At 71.8% G+C, this 24,632-nt stretch carries 22 protein-coding genes, 2 tRNA genes and 1 pseudogene; 13 read left to right on the top strand and 12 right to left on the bottom strand.

Translation table 11 applies throughout. From position 1 onward, the window contains the following. Window positions 1–7: 7 nt before the first annotated feature. Entirely contained in the window at window positions 8–1,714 is a 1,707-nt protein-coding gene (locus ACGGAQ_RS00630) for a hypothetical protein (RefSeq protein WP_393043307.1), read from the bottom strand. Between the two features lie 416 nt (window positions 1,715–2,130). On the opposite strand from ACGGAQ_RS00630, the gene ACGGAQ_RS00625 reads away from it, so the two are divergent. Further along, window positions 2,131–3,936, top strand: coding sequence for a hypothetical protein (locus ACGGAQ_RS00625; RefSeq protein ID WP_393043305.1), 1,806 nt, complete (start codon window positions 2,131–2,133; stop codon window positions 3,934–3,936). A gap of 1 nt (window position 3,937) precedes the next feature. Then, window positions 3,938–5,401: a glycosyltransferase gene (locus ACGGAQ_RS00620; protein WP_393045595.1), complete on the top strand. Its 1,464-nt coding sequence runs from the start codon at window positions 3,938–3,940 to the stop codon at window positions 5,399–5,401. Window positions 5,402–5,449: 48 nt separating this feature from the next. On the opposite strand, the gene ACGGAQ_RS00615 is transcribed toward ACGGAQ_RS00620, so the two are convergent. Both ACGGAQ_RS00615 and ACGGAQ_RS00610 read right to left on the bottom strand, forming a co-directional pair. After that, window positions 5,450–6,754 (bottom strand): sugar transferase, encoded by a 1,305-nt coding sequence (locus ACGGAQ_RS00615; RefSeq protein WP_393045593.1) that lies wholly within the window; start codon window positions 6,752–6,754, stop codon window positions 5,450–5,452. Window positions 6,755–7,082: 328 nt separating this feature from the next. Next, window positions 7,083–8,171, bottom strand: coding sequence for an LCP family protein (locus tag ACGGAQ_RS00610; protein ID WP_393043303.1), 1,089 nt, complete (start codon window positions 8,169–8,171; stop codon window positions 7,083–7,085). 112 nt (window positions 8,172–8,283) lie between these two features. On the opposite strand from ACGGAQ_RS00610, the gene ACGGAQ_RS00605 reads away from it, so the two are divergent. Both ACGGAQ_RS00605 and ACGGAQ_RS00600 read left to right on the top strand, forming a co-directional pair. Further along, window positions 8,284–9,102 carry an MOSC domain-containing protein gene (locus ACGGAQ_RS00605; protein ID WP_393043301.1) on the top strand — a complete coding sequence of 273 codons (819 nt, stop codon included), beginning with the start codon at window positions 8,284–8,286 and terminating at the stop codon, window positions 9,100–9,102. Window positions 9,103–9,199: 97 nt separating this feature from the next. Further along, window positions 9,200–10,249: an expansin EXLX1 family cellulose-binding protein gene (locus ACGGAQ_RS00600; protein ID WP_393043299.1), complete on the top strand. Its 1,050-nt coding sequence runs from the start codon at window positions 9,200–9,202 to the stop codon at window positions 10,247–10,249. A 160-nt stretch (window positions 10,250–10,409) separates the two neighbouring features. Here ACGGAQ_RS00600 and ACGGAQ_RS00595 read toward each other — a convergent pair whose 3' ends face one another. The 4 genes from ACGGAQ_RS00595 to bcp form a co-directional block, all read right to left on the bottom strand. After that, window positions 10,410–10,937, bottom strand: coding sequence for a GNAT family N-acetyltransferase (locus tag ACGGAQ_RS00595; RefSeq protein WP_393045591.1), 528 nt, complete (start codon window positions 10,935–10,937; stop codon window positions 10,410–10,412). A gap of 92 nt (window positions 10,938–11,029) precedes the next feature. Further along, window positions 11,030–11,114: transfer RNA gene (locus ACGGAQ_RS00590), tRNA-Leu, on the bottom strand. Beyond that, entirely contained in the window at window positions 11,077–12,018 is a 942-nt protein-coding gene (locus tag ACGGAQ_RS00585) for an HNH endonuclease signature motif containing protein (protein WP_393043297.1), read from the bottom strand. The genes ACGGAQ_RS00590 and ACGGAQ_RS00585 overlap by 38 nt, the downstream gene beginning before the upstream one ends. A gap of 31 nt (window positions 12,019–12,049) precedes the next feature. Beyond that, window positions 12,050–12,526 (bottom strand): thioredoxin-dependent thiol peroxidase, encoded by a 477-nt coding sequence (bcp, locus tag ACGGAQ_RS00580; RefSeq protein ID WP_393043295.1) that lies wholly within the window; start codon window positions 12,524–12,526, stop codon window positions 12,050–12,052. A 271-nt stretch (window positions 12,527–12,797) separates the two neighbouring features. Between bcp and ACGGAQ_RS00575 the strand changes: the two genes are divergently transcribed. The 4 genes and pseudogenes from ACGGAQ_RS00575 to ACGGAQ_RS00560 all read left to right on the top strand — a co-directional run bounded on the left by ACGGAQ_RS00575 (window position 12,798) and on the right by ACGGAQ_RS00560 (window position 15,582). Then, window positions 12,798–13,514, top strand: a complete 717-nt coding sequence (locus tag ACGGAQ_RS00575; protein WP_393043293.1) for an energy-coupling factor ABC transporter permease — start codon at window positions 12,798–12,800, stop codon at window positions 13,512–13,514. Then, window positions 13,511–13,888 (top strand): annotated as a pseudogene (locus ACGGAQ_RS00570) (PDGLE domain-containing protein); the annotation flags it as partial. The gene ACGGAQ_RS00575 and the pseudogene ACGGAQ_RS00570, both read left to right, overlap by 4 nt. Before the next feature lie 168 nt (window positions 13,889–14,056). Next, window positions 14,057–14,827 carry a cobalt ECF transporter T component CbiQ gene (gene cbiQ / locus ACGGAQ_RS00565; protein WP_354855160.1) on the top strand — a complete coding sequence of 257 codons (771 nt, stop codon included), beginning with the start codon at window positions 14,057–14,059 and terminating at the stop codon, window positions 14,825–14,827. Further along, window positions 14,824–15,582, top strand: coding sequence for an ABC transporter ATP-binding protein (locus ACGGAQ_RS00560; protein ID WP_355066935.1), 759 nt, complete (start codon window positions 14,824–14,826; stop codon window positions 15,580–15,582). The genes cbiQ and ACGGAQ_RS00560 overlap by 4 nt, the downstream gene beginning before the upstream one ends. Here the strand turns inward: ACGGAQ_RS00560 and ACGGAQ_RS00555 are convergent. From ACGGAQ_RS00555 to ACGGAQ_RS00540, 4 genes are read right to left on the bottom strand one after another with little or no spacing between them, the layout of a single operon-like run. Beyond that, window positions 15,566–16,678, bottom strand: a complete 1,113-nt coding sequence (locus ACGGAQ_RS00555) for a hypothetical protein (RefSeq protein WP_393043291.1) — start codon at window positions 16,676–16,678, stop codon at window positions 15,566–15,568. The genes ACGGAQ_RS00560 and ACGGAQ_RS00555 overlap by 17 nt on opposite strands. Beyond that, a complete protein-coding gene (locus ACGGAQ_RS00550; protein ID WP_393043289.1) occupies window positions 16,675–17,391 on the bottom strand; it encodes a DsbA family protein in 717 nt (238 codons plus the stop codon). Before ACGGAQ_RS00550 ends, ACGGAQ_RS00555 begins: the two co-directional genes overlap by 4 nt. Beyond that, complete coding sequence (locus ACGGAQ_RS00545) at window positions 17,384–17,908, bottom strand: MauE/DoxX family redox-associated membrane protein (RefSeq protein WP_393043287.1); 525 nt, start codon at window positions 17,906–17,908, stop codon at window positions 17,384–17,386. The genes ACGGAQ_RS00550 and ACGGAQ_RS00545 overlap by 8 nt, the downstream gene beginning before the upstream one ends. Window positions 17,909–17,940: 32 nt before the next feature. Continuing rightward, a complete protein-coding gene (locus tag ACGGAQ_RS00540) occupies window positions 17,941–18,522 on the bottom strand; it encodes a sigma-70 family RNA polymerase sigma factor (protein WP_393043286.1) in 582 nt (193 codons plus the stop codon). A gap of 202 nt (window positions 18,523–18,724) precedes the next feature. On the opposite strand from ACGGAQ_RS00540, the gene ACGGAQ_RS00535 reads away from it, so the two are divergent. The 3 genes from ACGGAQ_RS00535 to ACGGAQ_RS00525 all read left to right on the top strand — a co-directional run bounded on the left by ACGGAQ_RS00535 (window position 18,725) and on the right by ACGGAQ_RS00525 (window position 22,267). Next, window positions 18,725–20,389: a copper resistance CopC/CopD family protein gene (locus ACGGAQ_RS00535; RefSeq protein ID WP_393043284.1), complete on the top strand. Its 1,665-nt coding sequence runs from the start codon at window positions 18,725–18,727 to the stop codon at window positions 20,387–20,389. 17 nt (window positions 20,390–20,406) lie between these two features. Further along, on the top strand, window positions 20,407–21,138 hold the full coding sequence (locus tag ACGGAQ_RS00530; protein ID WP_393043282.1) for a YcnI family protein: 732 nt from the start codon (window positions 20,407–20,409) through the stop codon (window positions 21,136–21,138). Window positions 21,139–21,289: 151 nt separating this feature from the next. Then, window positions 21,290–22,267 (top strand): hypothetical protein, encoded by a 978-nt coding sequence (locus ACGGAQ_RS00525; RefSeq protein WP_393043280.1) that lies wholly within the window; start codon window positions 21,290–21,292, stop codon window positions 22,265–22,267. 111 nt (window positions 22,268–22,378) lie between these two features. On the opposite strand, the gene ACGGAQ_RS00520 is transcribed toward ACGGAQ_RS00525, so the two are convergent. After that, the gene (locus ACGGAQ_RS00520) at window positions 22,379–23,656 is read right to left on the bottom strand and encodes a glycosyltransferase 87 family protein (protein ID WP_393043278.1); all 1,278 of its coding nucleotides are present in this window, start codon (window positions 23,654–23,656) and stop codon (window positions 22,379–22,381) included. A gap of 73 nt (window positions 23,657–23,729) precedes the next feature. Between ACGGAQ_RS00520 and orn the strand changes: the two genes are divergently transcribed. Then, complete coding sequence (orn, locus tag ACGGAQ_RS00515) at window positions 23,730–24,320, top strand: oligoribonuclease (RefSeq protein ID WP_393043276.1); 591 nt, start codon at window positions 23,730–23,732, stop codon at window positions 24,318–24,320. A 152-nt stretch (window positions 24,321–24,472) separates the two neighbouring features. Beyond that, window positions 24,473–24,548 (top strand) — tRNA-His (locus ACGGAQ_RS00510). The last annotated feature ends 84 nt before the right edge of the window (window positions 24,549–24,632 follow it).

Raw genomic sequence — 24,632 nt, 5'->3', positions numbered from 1 at the left:
TGGCGCGTTACCAGGTCGCCCCGGTCCGGAGGTGTTGCCAGGTCAGGCCGGTGCACTCGACCGGCCCGGTGCCGCAGGACAACGCGGCGTTCGTGTTGGTCGCCCGGCTGCCGTCCGCCCGCACGAGTTCGCTGACGTCAACGGCCAACTCCAGGGTGTACGAGACCAACGATCCTCCGGTGGCGACCGTCGCCCCGCGCGAACCCCGCCCGGACCGCAGCCCGTCCCCGCGGACCACGGCAGCGCCCGAGTTGCGCACCCGTGCCACCCCGCCGCTCGTGTCGTCGATGGTCACGTTGGACACCGTCAGCTCGGTGGCGGTGTTGAGATCGACCAGCCAGGGCGTTCCCACTGTCCGCGTCTGGCTGACCGCCAGCCGCGGCAGGACGTGCGTGGCTGCCGGAGCGGTGATCAGGGCGCCGCCCCGGCCGACGATCCGCACGTCCGAGAGGCTCGCGCGTCGTACCGCGGCGTGCGTCGCCCATCCGGGCAGCTCCAGCAGGTAGCTGTCGCCGCTCGCGGTCAGGCTGACCGCGCGAACGGTCAGGTCGTTCACCACCCCCGCGATCTGGGCGACGGCGGTACCGGCGGACGTGCCCGCGACGGTAACCCCGCTCACCAGTAGCTGGCCGATCGTCGCCGTCCGGGCAATCGACAGCAGCGGCGCGGCGTCGAGTTGTTCAGCGTCCACGTCCTCGACGGTGAGACGGTCAAGGGTGGCCGGCCGGAAGGGCGCGACCCGCACCAGCGGCTCGTTTCCGCGCGGCCCCTGGACCCGCAACCCGCGAAGCTGGACGCGACCCACCGAGGAGCCGTTGAGGTGCACCGTGCCGCCCCGGCCAGGCAGCGTAGCGGCCGCTACCTGCTCGACGACCAGATCGTCGATGCGGCCACCGGTAGTGCGCCAGTCGGCGGTGTCGTCACCGATCCAGATGACATTGTTGCCGGCGAGGCCCGTGACACCCCGGACGGTCGTCCGCAGCGCGGCGGTCTCCGGCGACCCGCCGAGCACCTTGACCAGGGCCGCGAGTGAGGCAGCGCCGACGTCCTCGATGACCGTGTCGGTCACCGGCCCCGACACGTCGTCGTACGCCTGCCAGTCGCGGGGGGTGATGGCGACGGTGTCGTCACCCGTCGAGCCGCGGATTCCCGAGATCCGGGTCCGCACGGCAGGCCCCTGGATGTGTACGCCGTCGGAATGCACCGCGAATTTGATCTCCGTGACGGTGGCATCGACGACGTCGCCCAGGGAGATGGCGTACTTGTCGCTGGCGGTCTGCACCGTGAGCCCTTTGAGGGTCAGGCCGTCCACCCTTCGCCACCGCAGGGTGTGTAGATCGGGACCCGTGCCACCGACCCCCTTCGCGCGGGCCCAGGTGCCGCCGATGATGGTGATGTCCCTATCCCGACCGCCGTCGGTCACCGCTGTGTTGGTGAGCAGGTTGCAGGCGCTGCCGGCCGCCAGAGTGACCGTGCAGCCGGACATGATCAGCGTCGTGCCGCTGGGCACCACGAGGGGCGCGCTGACCCGGTAGTGCGCGTTGTCGGCACCGCGTATCAGGCCGCCCGCCGCCCTACCCAGGGCGGCGTTGAGGACATCGGTGTCATCGCCCCCGGACGGGGGTGGTAGCAAGACGGTGCGCTCCGGGGGCGGGGCGTCACCGGCGAGGACCATGCCGCTGGCAGCGGCGAGCAAGGTGCGGCGGGTGATCATCTGCGGCTCCGGGGGTGATCCCGGGTGACCAAACCGGGTGGCGGCCGCCGGCTAGGCGTACGCCGTGTCAACTGTCCGACCGAAAACGATAAGCATCGTACTAATGGCCCGGCAATCATCCGACCGGCGATCCCCGTTCACCGCGCTGGCCGGGGTTGTACAGGGCGAGATTCCGGCGACGCTCGCGCCCGCCCCTGCTGATACTGTGTGCCGCGGCGGCCGACGCGGAGTACCGCGCGACCCACCACGACCCACCACAGTGTACGGCCGTGCTGGTCACCGGGCTGCCCCTGGCTGTGGCCGCCCGCGGTCATCACGGCAGCCGGTTCGGCGTTGTTGTCGGCAGGGTTCGGTGTCAGCGGAGGCGGGCCGGACCCGATCTCGGGGCAAAGGCAGCGATGGGTTCCAGAGGAACTGTGACTGATTCCAGCACGGACGACACGGGCATCCGTAGCCCTGAACAGTCCCCCGAGCGGGACACGACCGACGAGGTGGACCGCGCGTCCCACCTGACCCGTGTCCTCGGCTGGGTGCTCGATCCCCGTCCACCCGCCACCGCCGGCCCACGCCTGGTTTGGTGGGCGTCCTGGGCGTTTGCCGCGTTGTCGGCCCTCTACATCGCGTGGACGGTGCCGACGCTCCTCGGCGTCGTTGCCGCCGTCGCGATGCCGCTGCTCGTGCGCCGGCTCCCCATGAGCGGGATCGTGCTCGTGGCAGTGCTCGCCCAGGAAATCAAACCGAACGGGCGTTTCGGTGAGCTGACCACTCTTGGCTACCCGGCGTTCATCAGCCCCGGAAAGGCCCCGATCATCTTGCCGCTCGCGGTGACGGCGGTCCTCGCGGCCGCCGTACGGTGGTGGCCACCGGCACGTCCGCAGCTACGCTCGGTCGGCGCCGCACTGCTCGGACCGGCCGTCGGCCTCATCGTGCTGGCTGTCGGCAGCGGGCTGTTCCACGGGCAGTCGGCCTTCTCGGCCGTCAATCAGAACGCCCGCCCCTTCGTCCTGCTGGTGCTGGGCCTCGTCCTCGGCATGAGCTTCCGGTGGTTGCGGGACGACCAGCGAGCCACCGCAGCGACGGTCTGGGCCGCGCTGGTCGGCCTGCTGGTCGCGGCGGCCGTCGCCATTCCACTCGGCGAGGCCGCCGACGACCGCCTCAGCGCCTACTTCATCTATTACGACTCCGCGCTCCCGGCGATCGCGGCGGCGGTGTTCATCGGCATGCTCGGGGACAACGGGTGGCGTTGGGACTGGCGGCACATGGTCCTGGCTGCCGCCACGCCACTGTTGATCCTGATTAGTTTCCGCCGGAGCGTCTGGGCCGCGGCGCTGGTCGCACTCGTGGTCGTCCTCGTCCTCACGTGGCGACGGTGGCAGCGGATGATCCGGCAGTTCGGGTTCGCGGCCCTGGTCGTGGCCGTGGTCGTGCTGGCCGCACCGGGTTTCGCCGCGGATCTCGGCCTGCGCAGCGCGGGCAGCTTCGACCTGGCCAGCGGCGCCCCGAGCCCCAGTGCCAAGCCGAGCGTCAGTGGCCCGCCGAGCGTCAGTGCCAAGCCGAGCGTCAGTGGCCCACCGAGCGTCAGTGCCAAGCCGAGCGTCAGTGCCAAGCCGAGCGCGAGTGGCCAGCCGAGCCGAGGCGTCAGCCCGACTGCGACCGGCAAGCCGAGCGTGACCGGCAGCCCACGCCCGGCCGGTGTGAGTGCGAGTGGCAGTCCGAGCCGATCCGCCAACGCCTCCACGACGCCGAGTCGGCCGGCGCAGACCCCGCCGGCTCAGGCGAGCGCCCAACACCAGGCGGCGTCCACGAGTGGACACCTCAGCGACCTGCGCCTCGGGTGGAACTACGTGCGGGCGAACCTCTGGACCGGCGTCGGGCCTCTCGCACCTCAGCTCCCGGGTCTGGCGGCCAACAACTCCGAGCGGGTGTACGTCCACAACGAGTTACTGCAGGACTGGCTCCGGTACGGCCCGCTGGCACCCCTGCTCGTCATCCTCTTCCTCGCGGCGGCCGCGCTGGCGGCATTGAAGGCCATCCGTGATCCCGAGAGCGACGTGGTCGTCCGGTCCGCGGCGGCATTCTGCCTGCTCGCGCCGCTGTGCCTGATGACCGCGCCGTTCCTGTCGGAGACGAGCCGGTGGCCGCTGGTGCTGGGCATCGCTGCGGGAATCGTCGTCCCGATCTTCCTCGGCCGAGGCCAGCGCGAAGGGCAGCCGAGTGAGTGACATGTCGCGCCGCGCGCTGCGGTTCGCCCTGTGGGCACAGCGCCAGGCCCACGTCGTGCCGGCGCCACTGCGCCGCGTGGGTGGCCGTACCCTGCGCCGGTTAGCGAACCCGGGCGAGCAGAGGTCCCTGCCCAGCGAGGACTGGTCGGTGCCGTTGGTGCCGGGCAGCGGCGCGGGCGACCTGGAAGCGCTTCGGCCGATGGTCGCCGGCTCACATCCGCCGGTCTCGCCGCGCGCCGTCGAGGTCACCGGTTCCCGGCGGGTGCGATGCGCCATCGCCACCGGTGTGCTCGACGTCGGCGGTGCGGAGGAGGTGGCTGCGTTCCTGGCCCGGCGGCTCCCGGCCCACGGTGTCGACACCGCGGTCATCTACACCGGCACACGGCTGCCCGGGCAGGACGGCACGGGAGGTCGGCTGGCCCGGGCCCTCGCCGATGAGGGAGTCGCGACCCACCTGGTGTCGCCGGACGACGCCGCCGACTGGATGCGCTCCTGGCGCCCCGACGTGATCAGCGGGCACAACGCGGACGACTGGCTGCTCGACGCGGCCACCGAGGTCGGCGTCCCGTGGGTGGAGACGCTGCACGACATGCACCGCTTCTATCACCCCGATTCCTGGGGGCCGGAAGGCCGGCGGGCACAGCGGATCACCGCGCAGGTCGCGGTCAGCGACCTCGTCCGCCAGCAGTACCTCGCCCGAAACCCGAGTTACCCCGAAGACCGCCTGATCACCGTGCCGAACGGCGTCGACGGCTCGCGTGTCCTGCGCGTGGACCGGGCGCGGGCACGCGCCGCGCTGGGGTTGACCGACGAGTTCCTCTTCGTCTCGCTGGCGCGGTACTGCCTACAGAAGAACACGTACGGCCTGGTGACGGCCTTCGCCGAGGTGGCCGCTGAGCATCCGGGGGTCCACCTGCTGGTGGCGGGCCGCGCCAACGACGACCTGCTGTACTACGAGCAGACCCGGCAGGCCGCCACGGCGGGGCCGGGCGCTGGCCGCATCCACCTGCGTGGACACTGCGCCAACCCGATGGCGCTGCTGGCGGCGGCGGACGCGTTCGTCCTCGACTCGTTCTTCGAGGGCTGGTCGCTGGCATCGATGGAGGCGCTGGCAGCCGGGGTGCCCGTCGTGCTGACCGACGTCGGCGGCGCCCGAGAGCAGCTGGCGAACGGCCGACGCGGGCACCTGGTCGCCAACCCGGCCGGGGACGCTGAGCTCGTCGACTGGCAGGTGATCAACGATCTGCGGTATCGGCCGCAGGGCAATCGGGCCGACCTGGTCGCGGCGATGTCGTCGATGATCCGCGAACGCGCGGCGTGGGCCGCAGCCCGCGAGCGACTGCGCGAGGAGGCGATCGGCCTGTTCTCCCCGGACGAGTCCCTGGCCGGGCACGCACGGGTGCTGCGCGCCGTGGCGCTCGGCGACCAACTGCCCACCGACGGCCGGCGCGCGAACGACGCTTGACAGCAGCGGGGCGGCGCGAGCCGTGTGGCTACCGTCGGCGTGCCCGGACTATCGGCCACCACCCCGCAGGACCTCGGCGACAGTACGCAGCACGACCTTGATGTCGAGCCACAGCGACCAGTTCTCGATGTAGTAGTTGTCGAACCTCGCCCGGTCGGAGATCGGGGTGTCGCCGCGCAGGCCACTGACCTGTGCGAGTCCGGTGAGCCCGACGGGCACCCGGTGGCGCATCGCGTAGGTGGGGTACTCGACCGAGAACTTCTCCACGAAGTGCGGTCGCTCCGGCCGAGGGCCGACCACGCTCATCTCGCCGCGCAGGATGTTCCAGAGCTGAGGTAGTTCGTCGAGCGACGTCCGGCGCATGAACCGACCGACCACCCCCACCCGCTGGTCGTGCGCGATGGACCAGTTCGTCTGCGACTCGCTCTCGTCGACGGGCTGCATCGAGCGGAACTTGATGACCTTGAATGGTTTGCCGTACCGACCGATGCGTTCCTGGTAGAAGAAGATGCCCCGGCCGCCGGCGAGGAACGTCGCAATCGCGCAGAGCAGCAACACCGGGCTGAGGACGAGCAACGCCGCCGCGGCGAAGACCACATCGGACGCCCGTTTGACCGCCCAGCGTGGACCGGAGAGTTTGGTGTCTCCGATTTTGACGATCGGTATTGCGCCGATGTGATCGGGATACCCACCCAGGGACCGGGAGCCCCAGAGACGCGGCACCGCCCAGAGGTCGGCACGCGAACTGACCGCCCGTAAAAGGGTGTCCATCAGCGCCGCCTCGGAACAATCCGGGTCGGCGATGACCAGGACGTCGCATTCCAACATGTCGGTGAGTTTTTCGAGATCGTTCAAGGTGCCGATCAACGGAACGGACCCGACGCCCTCGTGCGGTGCTACGTCGACGCAACCGACGAATCGCAGGCCGTACTGCGGGTAACGCCGCAGCAGCCGGGCGAGTTCCAGACCGACCGGCCCGCTGCCGATGATGATGGTGTTGTGCTCCACCCATCGGCGCTTGCGGGCGACGATGGTGAACGCCCTGCTGAAAGCCCGGCCGACGATCACCAGGCCGGCGGAGAGCGCGACGCCCCGCATGAACCCGCCCACGTAGTGCACCGAGTCGTGACGTTCGGCCGCGATGATGGCCACCACTGCGGCGGACGCCAGCAACCGTCCGCAGATGCTCGGCAGTTCGTCCAGGATGCCGACGTGCCGCCGGGCACGATAGAGCCCGCCGGACGCGAAGATGGCCACGGTCAGCGCCGCGTTGGACAGGGTCCCCCGCCAGTAGTTCTGGCTCAGCAGCAGGGGAACGAGCAGCGCGACGACGTCGATGGGCGCCGTCAACATCCAGGCCCGCAGCCACCGCGTCCGCTTCGAGGCTCGGGACCCGGCGTACGGCAGAACCGCCGTGGTGTCCAAACCGGAGCGCACGGATGCTGTCGCCGACACCGTCGTCGGCTCGGCGACAGGGCTGCTCTCGTCGGCCTGTTGCGCCATCGCCTGCGGTGGCGCGTCGCCGAACTCCGTCCGTCTCGCACCCGGGTAACTCATGACCGGTTGGCTCGACATGGTGATCCTCCCCCGTGAGCCCTCCGGCGTAATTCATTCCAGGGGGCGATCGCAGGTTACGACCGCGTCAGTTACACCACCAGAGCCGGCACGGCATTCCTGTCTCCTACTTTGCGGCGGACGCGATGTCGGCTACCGCGTCGCGGCGAACGGCATCGAAGACGCGTTGCGCCTTGCCCTTGTCCGCGAGCACGACGCTTTCACTGCCGATCATGCCCGTCCCCTTGGTGGGGCAGGTCAAGAACGCGAGGTTGCCGCCCCGGAGGTGACGAAGCTCCATCGCCAGATCGACCAGGGACAGGGAACGGTCGACGGCGACCGAGTTGGCCGTGGCTTTCACGAACGAGTTCAGCTTGGTGGGATTGGCGAGCACCCCACCGGAGACCGCCTTGTCCAAGATGGCCTTGATGACCTGCTGTTGATGCTTGATCCGGGTGAAGTCGCCATTGGCGAAGGCGTAACGTTCACGGGCGTAGTCCAGGGCGGTGGCCCCGTCCATCGTCTGCCTCCCCTTGGTGAACTCGCGCCGCCCATCGGGGTTCAGCGAATGGGTCGAGGTGAAGCTCTGCTCCACGTCGATCTCCACACCACCCAGCGCGTCGACGATCTCCTTGAAGCCGGAGAAGTCGACCATCGTCACGTGGTCGATGCGGACGTTGGTGAACTCTTCCACCGTCTGGACCATCAGCGGAACGCCGCCCCACGCGTACGCGGCATTGATTTTGGCGTCGGTGCCGCCACGCCCCTCCTTCGACTTGGGAACGTGCACCCAGGTGTCACGGGGAATGGAGATCAGCTGAGCGCTCGACCGGTCCTTGGGAAGGTGCGCCAGGATGATCGTGTCCGATCGGGAGCCCGAGGTGTTCTCCGTGTCGCGGGAGTCGCTGCCGAGGATCATGATGTTCATCGCGCCGGTCGCCACGGGCTGCGGACGCGACTCCTCCGGCACACCGTCGAACGCGTCCACCCGTTCGATGTCGGAGTTGATGGAGCGGAAGTAGAGACCGCTCGCGACCACACCGCCGCCGGCGAGCAACGCCACGACCACGAGGGTGATCAGGACGATCCGCTTCCACCGTCGCCGGGGTCGGGGCGACGGGGAGGTGGCCTGTTCGCCACCGTCTGGCTGCCCAGGATCGACCGGCCCGCTGTTCGTCGGGAGGTTGAGTTCTGCGGTCTGGTCTGCACGCGCCATAGCGGCGATGCTACTGATTCACGTTCCGTCCCGCGTACCCTCGTCCGGCCAGGAAAGCCCACCGATGGTGGGAGGATCGCGGGCGACGGCATCGGCATGGCATGGTGGCCGGGTGCGGCTGACCTCGATTCACACGTACCCCGTCAAGGGTTGTCACCGCCTCGACCACGACGGCGCGTTCGTGCAGCCGTGGGGCCTGGCCGGCGACCGACGCTGGATGGTGGTGGACGCCGACGGTGTCGGCGTCACGCAGCGGGAGACCACGCGGCTGGTCGGCCTGCGCGCCGTCGTGCGCCCGGGCGGCCTGGTGCTGCGCGCGGACGGGCAGCCCGACCTCGACGTGCCGGAGCCGGCCGGCGGCGACCCGGTGGCGGTGCGGACCTTCCGCAGCCGGACGATCCGGGTCTCGGCGCTGCCCGCCGGCGCGGCGGCGGACGCCTGGCTCGGCGCGCTGCTCGACCGGCCCGTCCGGCTGGTCTGGTTGGCCAACCCGGCCCGGCACTTGGCTGCCGACGCGCGCGAGCACGACACCGGCGACCAGGTCAGCTTCGCCGACGCCTACCCGCTGCTGCTGACGAACGCCGCCTCCCTCGACGCCCTCAACGGCTGGCTCGCCGACGCGGGGGAGGAGCCGGTGCCGATGACCCGGTTCCGGCCCAACCTGGTCGTCGACGGTGCGCCGGCCTGGGCCGAGGACGGCTGGGCCGGCCGGTCGCTGCGCATCGGCGACCTGCGGCTGCGCGCGGCCGGACCGTGCGATCGCTGCGTGGTCACCACGACCGACCAGGAGACCGGGGTACGCGCGAAGGAACCGCTGCGCACACTCGGCCGCTACCGCAACGTCCGCCAGAAGCTCCTCTTCGGACTGCACGTGGTGCCCGTCGACACTGGCCCGTTGCGGATCGGCGAACCGGTCGTCGTCGAACCCTGACGGACCGGCGGCCCGGCCGTCACCGTCCGTCGATGCTGTCTTAGCTTTCGCTTAGTGGGCTTGTCCGGCCGCACATGGGTCCGGCAGCATCGCCGACGTGACCGACGGAAGCGCTCCCGGCGGCGTCGACAGCAGGGGCATCGACGGTTCCGCCCTCGGCGTCAAGGACGTCGACATCGAACTGGACCTGGACCGTGCTCCGGACGAGCAGCCCGCGCCCCCGTCCGGCCCGGTGCCCTGGCTGGTCGCCACCGGCGTCACCGTGCTCGCGGCGGTGCTCGGGCTCACCCTGGCCCTGCGATCCGGCTCCTCCCCGGCCTGCGCCGCCGGCCGGACGCTCGCCGCCGCGCCACCCACCGGCACCGCCACCCACAGCGGCCAGGCGACCTTCTACGACTCGAAGGGCGCCGGCGGCAACTGCTCGAACCCGGCCGCGCCAGCCAACCGGCTCTACGTCGCGCTCGGCCCCACCGAGTACGCCGCCGGCGCCGCCTGCGGCGGTTTCCTCGACGTCACCGGCCCGAAGGGCACCGTCCGTGTCCTGATCATGGACCAGTGCCCGGAGTGCGAGCCGGGGCACCTCGACCTGTCCCGGGAAGCGTTCGCCCGCATCGCCGACCCGGTGCAGGGCCTCGTCCAGGTCACCTACCGCGCGGTGGTCAACCCGCCCCTGCCCGGCCCGCTGAGCTTCCGGATCAAGGAGGGCGCGTCGCAGTTCTGGTTCGCCGTCCGGATCGGCAACCACGGCAATCCGCTGCGCTCCGTGGAGGTGCGCCAGGGCGACGATGGCCCGTGGCGCGCAACCGCCCGGCAGGACTACAACTACTGGCTGCTGGCCTCCGGCGCGGGCCCCGGCCCGTACAGCGTGCGGGTCAGCGACGTGTACGGACACCGGGTCACCGTGTCCGGCATCCGGATGGCACCCGGTCAGGTGCAGTCCAGTGTGGTGCGGATGTACGAGCGTGGCGTCGTGGCCAAGACCTCGCGCCCGCCCGCGACGGCCCGCCCGCCGGCGGCCCGACCCAGCGGTACGCCGACATCGGCACGCCGGCCGGCCGAGGTGGCGAAGGCGAACGCCCCGGCCACCCCGGTCGCCGACCGCCCCTCCACCCGACCGGCCGGGGCAACCGCCCGCTGGTGCGGCTGACCGGCCTTCTTGTCGCCGGTCTTCTTGTTGCCGGTCTTCTTGGTGCCGGCCGGCGTGGTGCGGCTGGCCGGCCTTCCTGCTGCGGGCTGGCGTGGTGCGGCCGGCCGGCTTGGTGTGGCTGTCCGGCCCGGTGCGCTGGCGGCCTGGTGCGGCTGGCCGCTCAGCCGGTTGGTGTCAGGTCGAGCCACATGAGGATCTCGTCGCGGTCGTCGCCCGGCGCCACCCGCAGCGCGCCCGGCAGCCGACCGATCTCCCGATACCCGAGACGACGGTAGAAATTGTCCAGCCCCAACCCGTCGCGCACCGTCACGTGCAGTGCCTCGTGGCCCAACTCCCGGCCCAGCCGGGCGGCCTCGCGCATCAGCGCCGACCCGTGGCCCGCACCCTGGGTGTCCGGGTGGATCATCACCCGTTTCAGCACACACCAGTGCGCCTTGAGGCCGAATCGGTTGTCGCTGAAGACCAGTACCGCAACGAGCCGGTCGCCGTCGTAGCCGACCAGCAGCCGGTCCGGCCCGTCCGCGATGCCCGCGAAGGTCGGGTCGGCGATCGTACGGACCTCGGTGGCGGTGACCGGCGGTACGAAACCCACCGCGCCACCGGCGTTGCTGACGTCCACCCAGAGGGCGACGATGTCGGCGCGCAGCCGTGGGGTCAGCTCGGGATCAAGGACGAAGCGCAGACTCACGGCGCCCATCCTTGCTGCTCGACAGGTCTCATGGCCCGCGACCGTGACGCGTTCGACAGCAGGCTCCCGCGCACGGGATCTGCGTCGAGTTGTGCGGGAGAGGGGATTCGAACCCCCACATCCTTTCGGATACAGGTTCCTAAGACCTGCGCGGCTGCCGAGTTACGCCACTCCCGCGTACATCGGAGAGTCTAGAGCGTCTGGCTTCGACGGTGTTGAGCCCGGCCTCCTTCAGGATGGTGGAGATCGTGCCATGGCCGACCGTGCGCTTCCCGTCGGGCAGGTCCCGCAGGATCCTCGACAGCCGCTTCGGCCCGACATCCGGATTGGCCAGCGCCTGTTCGATCACCGCGTCACGGTGAGCCCTCGAACGCCAGCTGCGGTCCGGACGCGGTGTCAACACGCCCTCCTGCTCGAGGAGTCGCCGGACCTTGTGCAGGTATGACGGGTGACAGCCCAGGTGCTGTGCCGCCTTCAGTGCCGTGATCTGCTGTGCGTCGACCCGGCCGAACAGCTCGACGAGTTCCTGCCGCGTTGCCGGCCGACAATCGGAACCCGCTGTCTCGTGCGAGCGTGCGTGGTCGCCACCCACCGGTCGCGCGGGAATGGAGAGAACGCCGGTCCGGTTCCGTCGACCGGCGAACGTTGCGGTCTGGCTGTGGCAATTCGGGCAGAGGAGCCGGAGGTTCGGTGGCCGGTTGTCGAGAAAGTCCCCGTTGATGTGATCGACGTGCAGGATCAGTGGTGCGCCCCGCCACACTGGCCCTGTCCCGCACGCTTCGCACTCTTCCGGCACGCCAAGGGTGGCCAAGGCCCACTTCAGCCGCACGCCTGGCGTCCGTCGGGACCCCTGCGGCAGCTGAACCAGCAACTGTTCTGATGTCGTACGCCGTACGCCTCGGTTGTGTGCCTGGCCCGTGAAGTGCGAGGTGTTGATGCCGAATCTCTTGAGCTGGCGGCTGATGTGCGCGTGCGAGCCACCGCTGACCCGGACACCGAGCAGTCGCATCACCTCGGTGATGTTGCGCGCCGCGGCGGCTGCCTGAGCGAGCGCCTCCGGCGTGTATTTGTACCGAACCATTGACGCACGGTAACGAGACCGTGCGACAGGTTCAGTCCAGGCCGAGGTCGCGGCGGAGTTTGGCGACGTGCCCGGTGGCCTTGACGTTGTAGAGCGCCCGTTCAATCTTGCCGTCGGCGTCGATGACGAAGGTTGAGCGGATCACGCCGGTGACGGTCTTGCCGTACAGCTGCTTCTCGCCGTACGCGCCGTAGGCGGTGAGGACCGACCTGTCCACGTCCGACACCAGCGGGAAGGTGATGGCGTCGCGGTCGCGGAACTTCGCCAGCTTCTCCGGCTTGTCCGGGGAGATGCCGACCACCTCGTAGCCGGCCGACTGGAGCGAGGCGAGCGAGTCGCGGAAGTCGCACGCCTGCTTGGTGCAGCCGGGCGTCATCGCCGCCGGGTAGGCGTACAGGACCACCTTGCGGCCTCGCAGGTCGGCCAGGGACAGCTGGTCGCCGGTGTCGGTGGGGAGGGTGAACTCGGGCGCGGGGTCACCGGGGGAGAGGCGGTCGGGCGCGGTCATGACCCGACCCTACCGCCGGGCGTGCCGGTGTCGACGTCGGCCGCGCGCGCCAGGCCCGTTGATCGACTCGCCTTCCGGTAAAGCGGGGTGTCCCCGAGCCGGGACACCCCGACATCAAGGAACGCGAGTCGATCAAGCCGGCGCGGGCCGTCGAACCCTGCCAAAGGTGATCAAGGCCATGCGTTGTTGCCAGAGTCTGGCAACAACAACTCCTAGGAAATAGGCTGACCCCGCCGGCCCGGGACGGGTCCGCTGACGCGTGGGAGGTCGCGTGGAAACACTGGCGATGCACATCTCGAACGGGATCATCGACGGTCCCGTCGCAGCGGTGTTCGCGGCCCTGGCGCTCGCCGCCCTCACGGGTTGCGTCCTGCGCGGCCGGCGGGACCTGGACGATCGGCTCGCCCCGATGGCCGGCCTGGTCGCGGCGTTCATCTTCGCCGTCCAGATGCTCAACTTTCCGATCTTCACGGCCGGTGTGAGCGGTCACCTGCTCGGTGGCGCGCTCGCCGCGATGCTGGTCGGGCCGTGGGTCGGCGCGCTCTGCGTGGCCGTGGTGCTCGTCGTGCAGGCGCTGATCTTCGGCGACGGCGGTGTGGCGATGCTTGGCCTGAACATCACCAACATGGCGCTGCTCGGCACCGCTGCGGCGTACCTGCTGATCGCGGTGCTGTTGCGGGTGCTGCCCCGCACGCGGGCCGGTCTGGCCGTCACCGCGTTCGTCGCGGCGCTGGTCAGCGTGGTGGTCGCGTCCCAGGGCTTCGTCGTCGAGTACTGGCTGGGCGGCACCACCGACCTGGGCGGCAACCTCGCCGGCCTGGCCAGCACGATGGCCGGCGTGCATCTGCTGATCGGCATCGGCGAGGGCCTGATCACCGCGACCACCGTGCTCACCGTCGCGAAGGTGCGCCCCGACCTGGTGTACGCGCTGCGCGCGCTGCCCGCTCCCGCCACCCCCGCCGTCCCGGTCTCCGGAGGTGTCCGATGAAGAACCGTTCCTGGGCGTTCCTGGCCGGCGGTCTGCTGGTCGCGCTGCTGCTCGCCGGTGTCGTGAGCAACTACGCCTCGTCGCACCCGGACGGCCTGGACTCCTCCCTGCTCAAGGGCTGCACCGTCGACGCCGACCACAACATCGTCGGTGGCAGTTGCCCGGCGCAGCAGGCCCGTGAGCACGAGCTGGGGGACAGTCCGCTCGCCGACTACGGCGTGCGGGGCATCCGGAACAGCTTCGTCTCGACAGGCCTCTCCGGGGTGCTCGGGGTGCTGGTGACCTTCGCGATCGGCGGCGGTGGCTTCTGGCTGCTGCGCCGCCGGGGCGGCGTCTCGACCAAGGGCGACAACACGTCCACCGCGTCGACCACCGGCGACGACACATCCACCGCGTCGACCACCGGCGACGACACGTCCACCGCGTCGACCACCGGCGACAACACCTTCACCGCGTCGACCACCGGCGACGGCGACGCGACGGGCGGCGCGGTCGCCGCCGGGCGCCGCGCCGGCGCGGCCGGCTGAGCAGGAGGTACGCGGATGGGTGCCGGTCACGGGCACGTGCTGTACCGCGAGTCGACCTCGCCGGTGCACCGGCTCCCGCCCGAGGTCAAGATCGTCGCGATGGTGGTCTTCACGATCGCCGTGGTGGCCACCCCGCGCGAGGCGTTCTGGGCCTTCGGCGCGTACGCCCTGCTGGTGGCCGCGGTGGCGGCGCTGGCCCGGGTGGGGCCGCGCTGGCTGCTCAGTCGCGCGCTGATCGAGCTGCCGTTCGTGCTGTTCGCGGTGGCGCTGCCGTTTCTGGGCACCGGCGAACGGGTCGAGGTGCTGGGGCTGCGGCTGTCCGAGGACGGCCTGCACGGGGCGTGGAACATCCTGGCCAAGGGCACCCTCGGTGTCCTCGCCTCGCTGCTGCTCGCGGCGACCACCACCACCCGGGACCTGATCGTCGGGTTGGACCGGCTGCGCTGCCCGCAGGTGCTCACCCAGATCGCCACGTTCATGCTTCGCTACCTCGACGTGCTGGTCGGCGAGGCGCGACGGATGCGGGTGGCGCGGATCTCGCGGGGTGACGACCCGCGCTTCCTGTGGCAGCTGCGCGGCTTCGCCGCCGGCATCGGGGCGCTGTTCCTGCGCGCCTTCGAGCGCGGCGAGCGGGTCTACCTGGCGATGCTGTCGCGGGGCTACACGGGGCGGATGCCAGCGGTGTGGCAGGGCGACGGCGCGGCGACCGCCGGGCAGTGGCTGGTCGCGGCGACCGTGCCGGTGGTGGCGGCCTCCATCGCCGCGACCGCCGTCGTGCTGACATGATCGGTGTCGTGCAGACCGCCCTCTCGCTGGACGTTCGTGGCGTCCGGTACGCGTACCCGGACGGGCACGTGGCCCTGCACGGGGTGGACCTGACGGTGCCGCGCGGCGACCGGGTGGCGCTGCTCGGGCCCAACGGCGCCGGTAAGACGACACTGGTGCTGCACCTCAACGGCATCCTCACCCCGACCGAGGGCAGCGTGAGTGTCGGCGGTCTGACGGTCACGCCGGATCGGGCGACTCTGGCCGAGGTGCGTCGCCGGGTGGGCATCGTCTTCCAAGACCCGGACGACCAGCTCTTCCTGCCCACGGTGGCGGAGGACGTGGCGTTCGGGCCGGCCAACCTGGGCCTGCGCGGCGCGGAACTGGCCGCCCGGGTGGACGAGGCGCTGGCCGCCGTCGGGATGAGCGAGCATCGGGCCCGGGCGCCGCAGCACCTGTCGTTCGGGCAGCGTCGACGGGTGGCGGTGGCGACCGTGTTGGCCATGCACCCGGAGATCCTGGTGCTGGATGAGCCCTCGTCGAACCTGGACCCGGCGGCCCGGCGCGAGCTGGCCGAGATCCTGCGCGGCCTGCCGGTGACCCTGCTGATGGTCACTCACGACCTGCCGTACGCGGCGGAGCTGTGCGAACGCTCGGTGATCCTGGACGGCGGTCGGATCGTCGCCGACGCCCCCACCGTCGACCTGTTGAGCAACGAGCCCCTGCTGGCCCGCCACCGCCTGGAACTTCCCTACGGCTTCACCCCGCGGGCGTAGCCCCGCGCTGGGCGTCCGCCGCCTCGGCTGATCGTGTCGCGGCGCGGGAGGCGGCGTGCAGGCGGAGGACTCCGGCTGCTGTCGCGCCGACGCCGGTGATCAGGACTGCGGCCACCATGGCGCGGGCGACCTCGGGTGACCACGGCACCGGGGCGACCGACCGGCTGAACACCGCGGCGTTCGCCACGCCCGCGAAGAGGGCCAGGCAGGCGCCGGCCAGCGCCACCACGAAGTCGGCCGCCGGGCGGCGGGCCAGCGCGTAACCACCGGCGGCGAGCGCCCCGAGGCCGGTGAGCAGTGCCCAGACCTGACCGCCCAGCAGCCCGGCGAGCACCCCGCCGACGCCCTGGGCGCCAGCGTCCAGCTCCCGCCCCACCGGGTAGAGCACGGCCACCGCGCCGCCGACGACCAGCAGCACGCCCACCGCGGACAGCGCCCGCGCGCCGGCCGTGGAGGCGGCGGCGAGCAGGCCGAGCGCGCCCACCGCGAGCAGGCCGACGATGGTCACCGCCCACCAGGTGTACGCGTCCGGCGGTGGCACCCAGTCCAGCGTGCCGGCTATCTGCGCGGGGTCGGCGCCGTCGCGCAGCGGGATCGTCCAGTCCCGGACCCGGTGCGCACGCTCCGGCTCGGCGCGTGCCGCGTCGGGTGGTGCCGACTCCTGCCACCGGGCCCGCTGGTCGTGCCAGCGCACGGTGGCCCCGTCGTCGACGCGCCGCCAGGACGGCGGGGCGGCCGGGTCCGCGTCGGCCGGCAGCGCGGTGTCCCCTGCGAGGGTGCGGTTGAGGTACGTGGCGGGGGACCGGCTGTTCTCGTACACGCCGTCCGGACCGACCCGCAGGTACGGCTCGCCGGAGTAGCCGATCACCTCGATCGCCCGGCCGGTGCGGTTGGTCAGCTCCAGTCGGGCGCCCGCCTCGATCACCCGTACCGTCAGGCCGGGCCGGGCCGGCGTGACGCCGGTGACGCGGGTGCGGTAGTCGGAGCCGTCCGGGGCGTCCGCGCCGTGCGCGGCGGCGGGTGCCGCGGTGAGCACTGTCGTCGCGCAGGCGGTGGCGGCGATCAGGGTGGCGCGCGCCAGCAGGGTACGGATCACCTGCCGGCCGCCGCCACGGCTGCGGTGAGGCCCTGCGGGCTGCGGTCGGCGAGTGGCTGGCCGTTGACCAGGACGGTGGGCGTGCCGGTGACGTCGCTGCGGCTGGCCTTCTCCGTGACGTGCTCGGTCCACGTCTTGTACGTGCCTTCGGAGACGCAGCCCCCGAACGAACCCCGGTCCAGCCCCACGCCGACGCCGATGTCGATCAGCTCGTCGTCGCTGAGCCCGGCGCTGCCCTCGGGCGGCTGCTTGGCGAAGAGCGCCTTGGCGTACTCGCGGAACTTGCCGCCGGCCGCCGCGCAGCCGGAGGCGGCCGACGAGCGCGTGGAGTACTCGGTCGTGGAGAAGCGGTTGAGGTACGCGACCGGGTGGTAGACCACCTTCGCCTTGTTCTCGGACACCAGCTGCTCCAGCGTCGCGCCGGTGCTCTCCTCGAACTGTTTGCAGACCGGGCAGAGGAAGTCCTCGTAGACGTCGACGGTGACCGGCCCGCCGCCGGTGACGATGCCGGTGCCGGCCTCGTTGGCGCCGGGCGGGGTGGTGAAGGTGTCCGAACGCTGGCTGGACCAGACGCTCCAGCCGATCAGGCCGGCGATGACCAGCACGGCGACGGCGGCGGCGGAGACCCAGAGCGTGCGGCGGCGGCGTCGTTCGCGGGCCAGTTGTTCGCGGACCACCCGGGCCGCGTCCCGCTGCCCCTTGCGACTACTCATCCTCGTCCTCCACAACCGGTTCGGCGGACAGCCACCCGTCCACCGAGACGGGCGTACGCGGCCAGATCACCAGAAATCCGGCCAGCACCAAGAATCCCAGGTCCCGCAGGATCTCCGGGAGGTAACTCGGGGCCTGTCCCTCGGCGAGCTGCCCGCCGCTGCCGAAGCAGCCGCAGTCGATGGCCAGGCCACGCGCCCAGGCCGAGGAGATCCCCGCGATGAAGACCAGCAGCAGCGCGACGGAGATGGCCGCGCTGAGCCGGGTGGCCAGACCGAGCAACAGCAGCACGCCCAGGGCCAGCTCGACGAACGGCAGCGCGGCGCCGACCACTGTCGCCACGTCGTACGGCAGCACCTGGTAGGCGTTCACGGCCCGGCCGGAGGCGGCCAGGTCGCCGACCTTCGACGCCCCGGCGACCAACCAGACGGCGGCGAGGCCGAGGCGGGCCGCCGTGCTGAGCCAGGGGCGTACGGCCGCCCAACGGCCGGCCCGGATGGGGGGTGCGGTCACGGTCATTTGTCGTCCCGTCTGCGCCGGAAGTTCCGGGCTCAACCGGTGAGGGTGTCGCCGACGGCCTCGACCAGCTCGTCGCGGGCCCGGGCGACCCGGGAGCGGATGGTGCCCACCGGCACCCCCTCGACGTCGGCGGCCTCGGCGTACGACAGGCCGAGCAGTTGGGTGAGCACGAACGCCGCACGTCGCTCGGGGCTCAGCCGGCGCACGAGGTCGGCGGCGCCGAGCTGCCCGGCGGGGTCGGGATGCGGACGGTCGGTGTACGCGTTCGCGGCCAGCCGCTCGTCGAGACGGCGACGCCGGATCACCGTCCGCAGGTGGTCGGCGCAGGCCCGCCGGGCGATGCCGAGCAGCCAGGTGCGGACACTGGAGCGGCCCTCGAACGCCGGCAGGGCCCGAAACGCCCGCAGGTACGTCTCCTGGGTGAGGTCGTCGGCGCTGTCCGGGCCCACCAGGGCGGCCGCGAAGCGCCACACCTCGGCCTGGGTCAGCCGGACGAACACGGCCGGGGCTGCGGGGTCACCGTCGCGCGCGCTCAGGGCCGACTCGGTCGCCGGGTCCCGGGCGACGTCACCTGTCGCACCGGCGGCACCGGAATCACGCGGGACGGGGATCACGACACACCAGGTTACGCGTCGCCGGGTGTGACGTCAGGGTCCTTCGGCCCTTGGATGGTCTGCACCACGTCGGGAACTTTTCCCCGCCGCCGGCCGACTACCTGCTCATGACACGCGACCTCTCCTGCGCGGCGCTGGCGGCTGGCCGCAGGTGAGCCGATCCTGCGCCTCGGGTCGCCGACATCCAGGTCCGTCGGCGACCATGGCCGGCATGACTGTCGCACCCCGTCGCTGGATCGCCCGGCTGGCCGCCGCCGCCGGCCTCCTGGTCACCGTCGTCGCCCTGTTGATCGCGCCAGCCACCCCGGCCAGCGCCCACGCGGTGCTGTCGAGCAGCAGCCCGGCCGCCTCGTCGGTGGTGCCGAGCGGGCCTGCGGAGGTGGTGCTCACGTTCAGCGAGTCGGTCCGCAAGGTCCCCGACAAGATCCGGGTCATCGCGCCGGACGGCGCCCGGGCCGACCGGGGCGAGCCGTCCTTCGAGGGCGCCGTGGTCACCATCCCGGTGGACCCGGCCGGTCAGCGCGGCACCTACCTGGTGACCTTCCGGGTGATCTCCGCCGACAGCCACCCGGTCTCCGGCGCGTTCACCTACTCGGTGGGCGCGCCGTCGGCGCCGCCGGTCGACTCCGGCAACGACAGCCGCGCCGACCCGGTGGTGGAGAACGCCGTGAAGGTGGCCCGTTTCCTCGGCTACGCCGGTCTGGTGCTGCTGGTCGGGCCGGCGCTGGTGCTCGCCGCGCTGTGGCCGCGCCGGCTCTCCCGGCGGGGTCCCACCCGGCTGGCCTGGGCCGGTCTCTCTCTGGTGGCCGTGGCGACCCTCGCCGACCTGTGGTTGCAGGTGCCCTACACCGCCGGTGGCGGCCTCTTCGACGTGACCGGCGAGGGGTTCGGCAGCGTGTTCGGCAGCGCCTTCGGTGCCGCCCACCTGGTCCGGCTCGGCCTGTTGGCGGCCTCGGCGTTCCTGCTGCGCCCGCTGCTGGCCCGCCCGGCCGGCCGGGCCGACGCGATCATCCTGGCCGTGCTCGGCGGGGCGGCCCTGTTGACCTGGCCGCTGGCCGGGCACCCGGCGGCCTCCCCGGCGCCGGCGGTCTCCGTGGTGGTCGACGCGGTGCACCTGGGCAGCATGGCGGTCTGGCTGGGCGGCCTGCTGATGCTCGCCGTCTTCCTGCTGCGCCAGGCCGACGAGCGGGAGTTGGGCGCGATCCTGCCGATCTGGTCGCGCTGGGCGGCGCTCGCCGTGTCGGCCCTGCTGCTGGCCGGCACCGTCCAGGCGCTGATCGAGGTGGCCACCCCGGACGCCCTGTTCAACACCACGTACGGGCGGCTGCTGCTCGCCAAGATCGGGCTGTTCGCGATCGTGATCGCCGTGGCCGCGTACTCCCGGCAGTTGGTCCGTCGACGCACGGCGGCCCAGCGACCGGCGCCGGTGCGCCGGGCGGTCCTGGTCGAGTTGGCCGTCACCGTGGTGGTGCTGGGGCTGTCGGCGACGCTGGTGCAGACCACGCCCGCCCGCACCGCCGTGGCCGGGCCGTCCGGCACCCAGGCCGGGCTCTTCTCCACCACCCTGACCAGCTCGCTGTTCACCCTCCAGGTCGAGCTGGACCCGGCCGAGCGGGGCAACAACTCGGTGCACCTGTACGCGTACACCAAGGACAACCAGCCGCAGCCGGTGGCGGAGTGGCGGGCGACCGCCGCGCTGCCCTCGGCCGGGATCGAGCCGATCGAGCTGCCGCTGCTGCCGTTGACCGACAACCACTCCTACGGCGACGTCAGCCTGCCGGCCGCCGGCGACTGGCAGTTGAAGATCACCGTTCGCACGTCCGACATCGACCAGGCCACGGTGACCGCCACCGTGCCCATCCGTTAGAGAGGTTCCCCAAGCCCATGACCCGTCTCCGGCGTACCGCAACCGCCGCTGCCGCCCTGGCGTTCACCGCCGTCGCCACCGCCGTGCTCGGCTTCGCCGGGCCGGCGTCCGCCCACGTCACGGTGAACCCGAAGGAGGCGACCCAGGGCGGCTACGCCCGGGTGGCGTTCCGGGTGCCCAACGAGAGTGACACCGCGTCGACCACCAAGCTGGAGGTCGTGCTGCCGGAGAACGCGCCGATCGGCTCGGTGTCGACCATCCCGGTGCCCGGTTGGACGGTTACGACGGAGAAGCGCAAGGTGGACCCGCCGATCGACGTGCACGGCAGCCAGCTCACCGAGGCGGTCTCCAAGATCACCTGGACGGCGACCGGTGACGCGGCGGTCAAGCCGGGCCAGTTCCAGGAGTTCGGCGTCTCCATGGGGCCGCTGCCGAAGGTCGAGTCGATGGTCTTCAAGACCCTCCAGACGTACTCCGACGGCAACGTCTCGCGCTGGATCGACGAGCCGCAGCCGGGCGGCGAGGAGCCGGAGAAGCCCGCGCCGGTGCTCACCCTCACCGCCGCGGGGCCGTCGGCGTCGGCAGCCCCGTCCGCTACGGCCGTCGCCGCGCCGGACGATGACGATGACGAGAGCGACGGCACCGCGATCGGCCTCGGCATCGCCGGCCTGGTCGCCGGCCTGGCCGGTCTGGTGCTCGGCGGGCTCGCGTTCGCCCGGACCCGCCGGGGCCCGGTCGCCAAGTCCTGACCTCGTCGCTCACCCGCTGGCCCGCCGGACAATCCGGCGGGCCAGCGTGCTTCCCGGGACCGAAGTCGGCCGTGCCGTGGATATCCCCTGATCAGCCGGTGTACGTCGGTAAGGTCGGCCGGGTATCTGGCTACGGAGGGGGACGCTGCGAATGCGGTTCGTGCGGGTGATCACCGGATTGCTGCTGTTGGTCATCGGGATTCCGGCGCTGTTCGCCGGCGGCGGGCTGTGGCTCGTCACCCGGCACGCCGACCCCGGTGGGACCTTCGCCGCCCGGTTCGAGACGGTCCGCACACCCGGCCACGCGGTCGTGGTCACCGATCTCGACCGGCTGCTGCGGCGGGAGGCGCCCTTCGCGCGTGGCGCGCAGACCCGCCTGCGGCTCGACGCCCGTACGCCCGACGGTCCGGCCTTCGTGGGGCTGGCGCCCACCGCCGAGGTGCGCCGGTGGCTGGAGTCCGTGCCGTACGCCTCGGTCCGCCGGGTGGCGTTGGCCCGAGGTCCGCTGCCGGTCCGCATGGACCCGGCGGTCCCGGCGGCGGCCGCGCCCGCCGGTGCGGCCCCCACCCCGCTCGGTCGCCCGTTCTGGGTACGCGAGGGTGTCGGCACCCTCGAGTGGAGCGCCGACGAGCTGAGCGGCGAGTCGATGAGCCTCGTGGTGATGCGCCCGGACGGTCGCGCCGACCTGAGCCTGGATCTGCGCGCCGAGCTGAGCGCGGGTTGGGTCGGTCCGGTCGCCTGGGGCCTGCTGGCGGCGGGGGTGCTGCTGGTGGCGTGCGCGGTGCTGCTCCTGCTGCGCCCGCCGCGTCCGCGCGAGGTGGTCTTCGTGGTCGAACCGGACCAGGTGCCGGTGCTCGCCGGCCGGCTCGGGGTCACGTCGCTCAGTGGCCTCAGCGCCCGGGATCCCGGTGCGGCCCCGCCGCTGCCGGCGGTGCGACAGCTCGCCCCGGTCGGCTCCGGCGCAGCCGAGTGGCCGCGGGCTGCGACCGGCGCCGAACCGACCCGGCCGGCCACCCTCGCCGACCTGGACGCGCCGGCCCGGCTGCCCCGCCCGCCGGAGGTGGCGTTGAGCCTGGCCTGGCCGCCCGCCGGCGCCGAACCTACGGCGCGGCCGGTGTCGACGGACTGAAACGGCGAGTGGCCCTCCGCGCTGCCGACGCGGAGGGCCACTCTCACCGGGGGATCGGTGCTACCCGAGCGACGCTTGAGGTAGTTGAGTCCAGATTAGCGCCGATGGTGGCTACTGGGGACTTGTGTCCAGTTGGTGCGATTTTTCCTCAGTCCGGATCGGGCGGGCCACCCGGACCGGCAGGACCACCAGCAGCAGCAGGCTGAGCAGCACGTAGCCGTTGCGCAGCACGAAGTCCACCGGATCGTCGGTGCGGACCGGCGCCACCCCCCAGTCGTGGAACGACACCACGCCGTAGATGATCAACGCGCCGGTGCCCACGGCGAGCCCGGCGAGCCACCGCCGTCGGCGGAACTCCTCCGGCCGGTTCGCGCTCAACGCCGCATCGGCGAGCAGCACCACCGCCGGCACGAACCAGTAGATGTGGTGGGTCCAGGTGATCGGGCTGACCAGAGCGCCGACCAGGCCGGTCAGGGTGAGGCCGGTCAGCGCGTCACCGCCACGCGCGGCGCGGACCGCCCGCCACAGGCCGTAACCGGCCACCACCGCGACCACCAGCAGCCACAGCAGCCGGTCCGGCTTCTCCGGCGCGGTGAACCGGCTGAGCAGCCCGAAGAGCGACTGGTTGCCGGTGTAGTCGGTGCGACCCACCCGGTCGTTGTCCCACAGCTCCTGCGTCCAGAACCGCCACGAGTCCCTGGGCGCGACCGCCGCCGCCAGCAGGGTCGCCGCCGCTGCCGTCGCGCTCGCCACCGCGGCGGCCCGCCACCGTCGGGTGGCCAGCAGGTACACGATGAAGATGCCCGGGAAGAGCTTGAGCGCCGTCGCCAGCCCCACGCCGACCCCGGCCCAGCGCCGCGCCTGCGGTACGGCGAACAGCAGGTCGGCCAGGATCAGCACGACCAGCAGCATGTTGATCTGCCCGAACGTGATCGTCTCGCGGGTGCTCTCCACCGCCAGCACCAGCAGCACGGCCACGGTCAGGGTGAACGTTCGCGGCAGGTGGTGCCGGGCGATCACCGGCGTCACCAGCCACCGGGTGGTCACCACCACGGCCACCACCGTGAGCACCGTGAAGATCACCACGGTGGCGCCGAGCCGGATCAGCCCGAACGGCCACAGCAGCAGCGCGCTGAACGGTGGATACGTGAAGTACAGCTCGCCCTGCACCCGGTCCGGCTGGACGTAGTCATAGAGCGGGTGGCCCGCCGTCCACCAGTCCATCGCCGACATGTAGATCTTCAGGTCGAAGAAGTTGTGCACCAGGCCGGGCAGGTAGAGCGCCGGCAGCACGGCGATCAGCGCCACGATCGCGACCAGCCGACGGACCGTACGGCCGCCGGGATCGTCGTCGGTGACGGCGGGCGGTGCGACGGGTTCGGCTGGCACTTGAGAAACCCTAGCGGTCCGTCCGGTCCAGAGCGCGCAGCCGTGGGGCGTGGGCTGCGCGTAGGCTGTCCCGGTGGCTGATCTCCTCGTCTGGATCGACTGTGAGATGACCGGGTTGGACCTTGGCAGTGACAAGCTGATCGAGGTCGCGGCACTGGTCACCGACCCCGACCTCAACGTGCTGGGTGATGGCGTCGACGTGGTGATCCACGCCGACGAGGCCGCGCTGGAGGCGATGCCGGAGATCGTCCAGACCATGCACGCCAAGTCCGGCCTCACCGAGGAGGTCCGCCGCTCGGCGGTCACCCTGGCCGAGGCCGAGGACCGGGTGCTGGAGTACATCGGCACCTTCGTCAAGGACCCGCGCACCGCGCCACTGTGCGGCAACTCGATCGCCACCGACCGTGGCTTCATCGCCCGGGACATGCCCCGCCTCGACGCGCACCTGCACTACCGCATGATCGACGTCTCGTCGATCAAGGAACTCTGCCGCCGCTGGTACCCCCGGGTGTACTTCGGTCAGCCGCAGAAGGGCCTGGCGCACCGGGCGCTCGCCGACATCCGGGAGAGCATCCGGGAGCTGGAGTACTACCGGCGCACCATCTTCGTCCCCCTGCCCGGCCCGGACGTCGAGACCGCCAAGGCCATCGCCGCCGAGCTCTGACGGCGCTCGCCCCGTGCGGGGGCGGCGCTCGCCGGCCCTGCTGTCGGTGCTCGGCGCGGTCGGCGGGGAACCCGCTGGACGCCGTGAGCGGTGGTGTGGCTATTATTGGTCCGCACCCCGCCCGGGGCGATCGACCGGGCGTCGGAGGCGTGGTGGCTGTAGCTCAGTTGGCAGAGCACCGGGTTGTGGTCCCGGTTGTCGTGGGTTCAATTCCCATCAGTCACCCCATATCTCAGGCCCCCTCCTCGGAGGGGGCCTGAGTTGTTTTGCTGTCACGCGCCTGGGTGATCCACTCCAGGTCGGCGATCTGGG

Source organism: Micromonospora sp. NPDC047557 (genome assembly GCF_043205095.1).
In the GTDB taxonomy this organism is placed as follows: domain Bacteria; phylum Actinomycetota; class Actinomycetes; order Mycobacteriales; family Micromonosporaceae; genus Micromonospora.
Note: the sequence above shows the minus strand (reverse complement) of the source record. Positions and strands in the feature narration are given on the sequence as shown.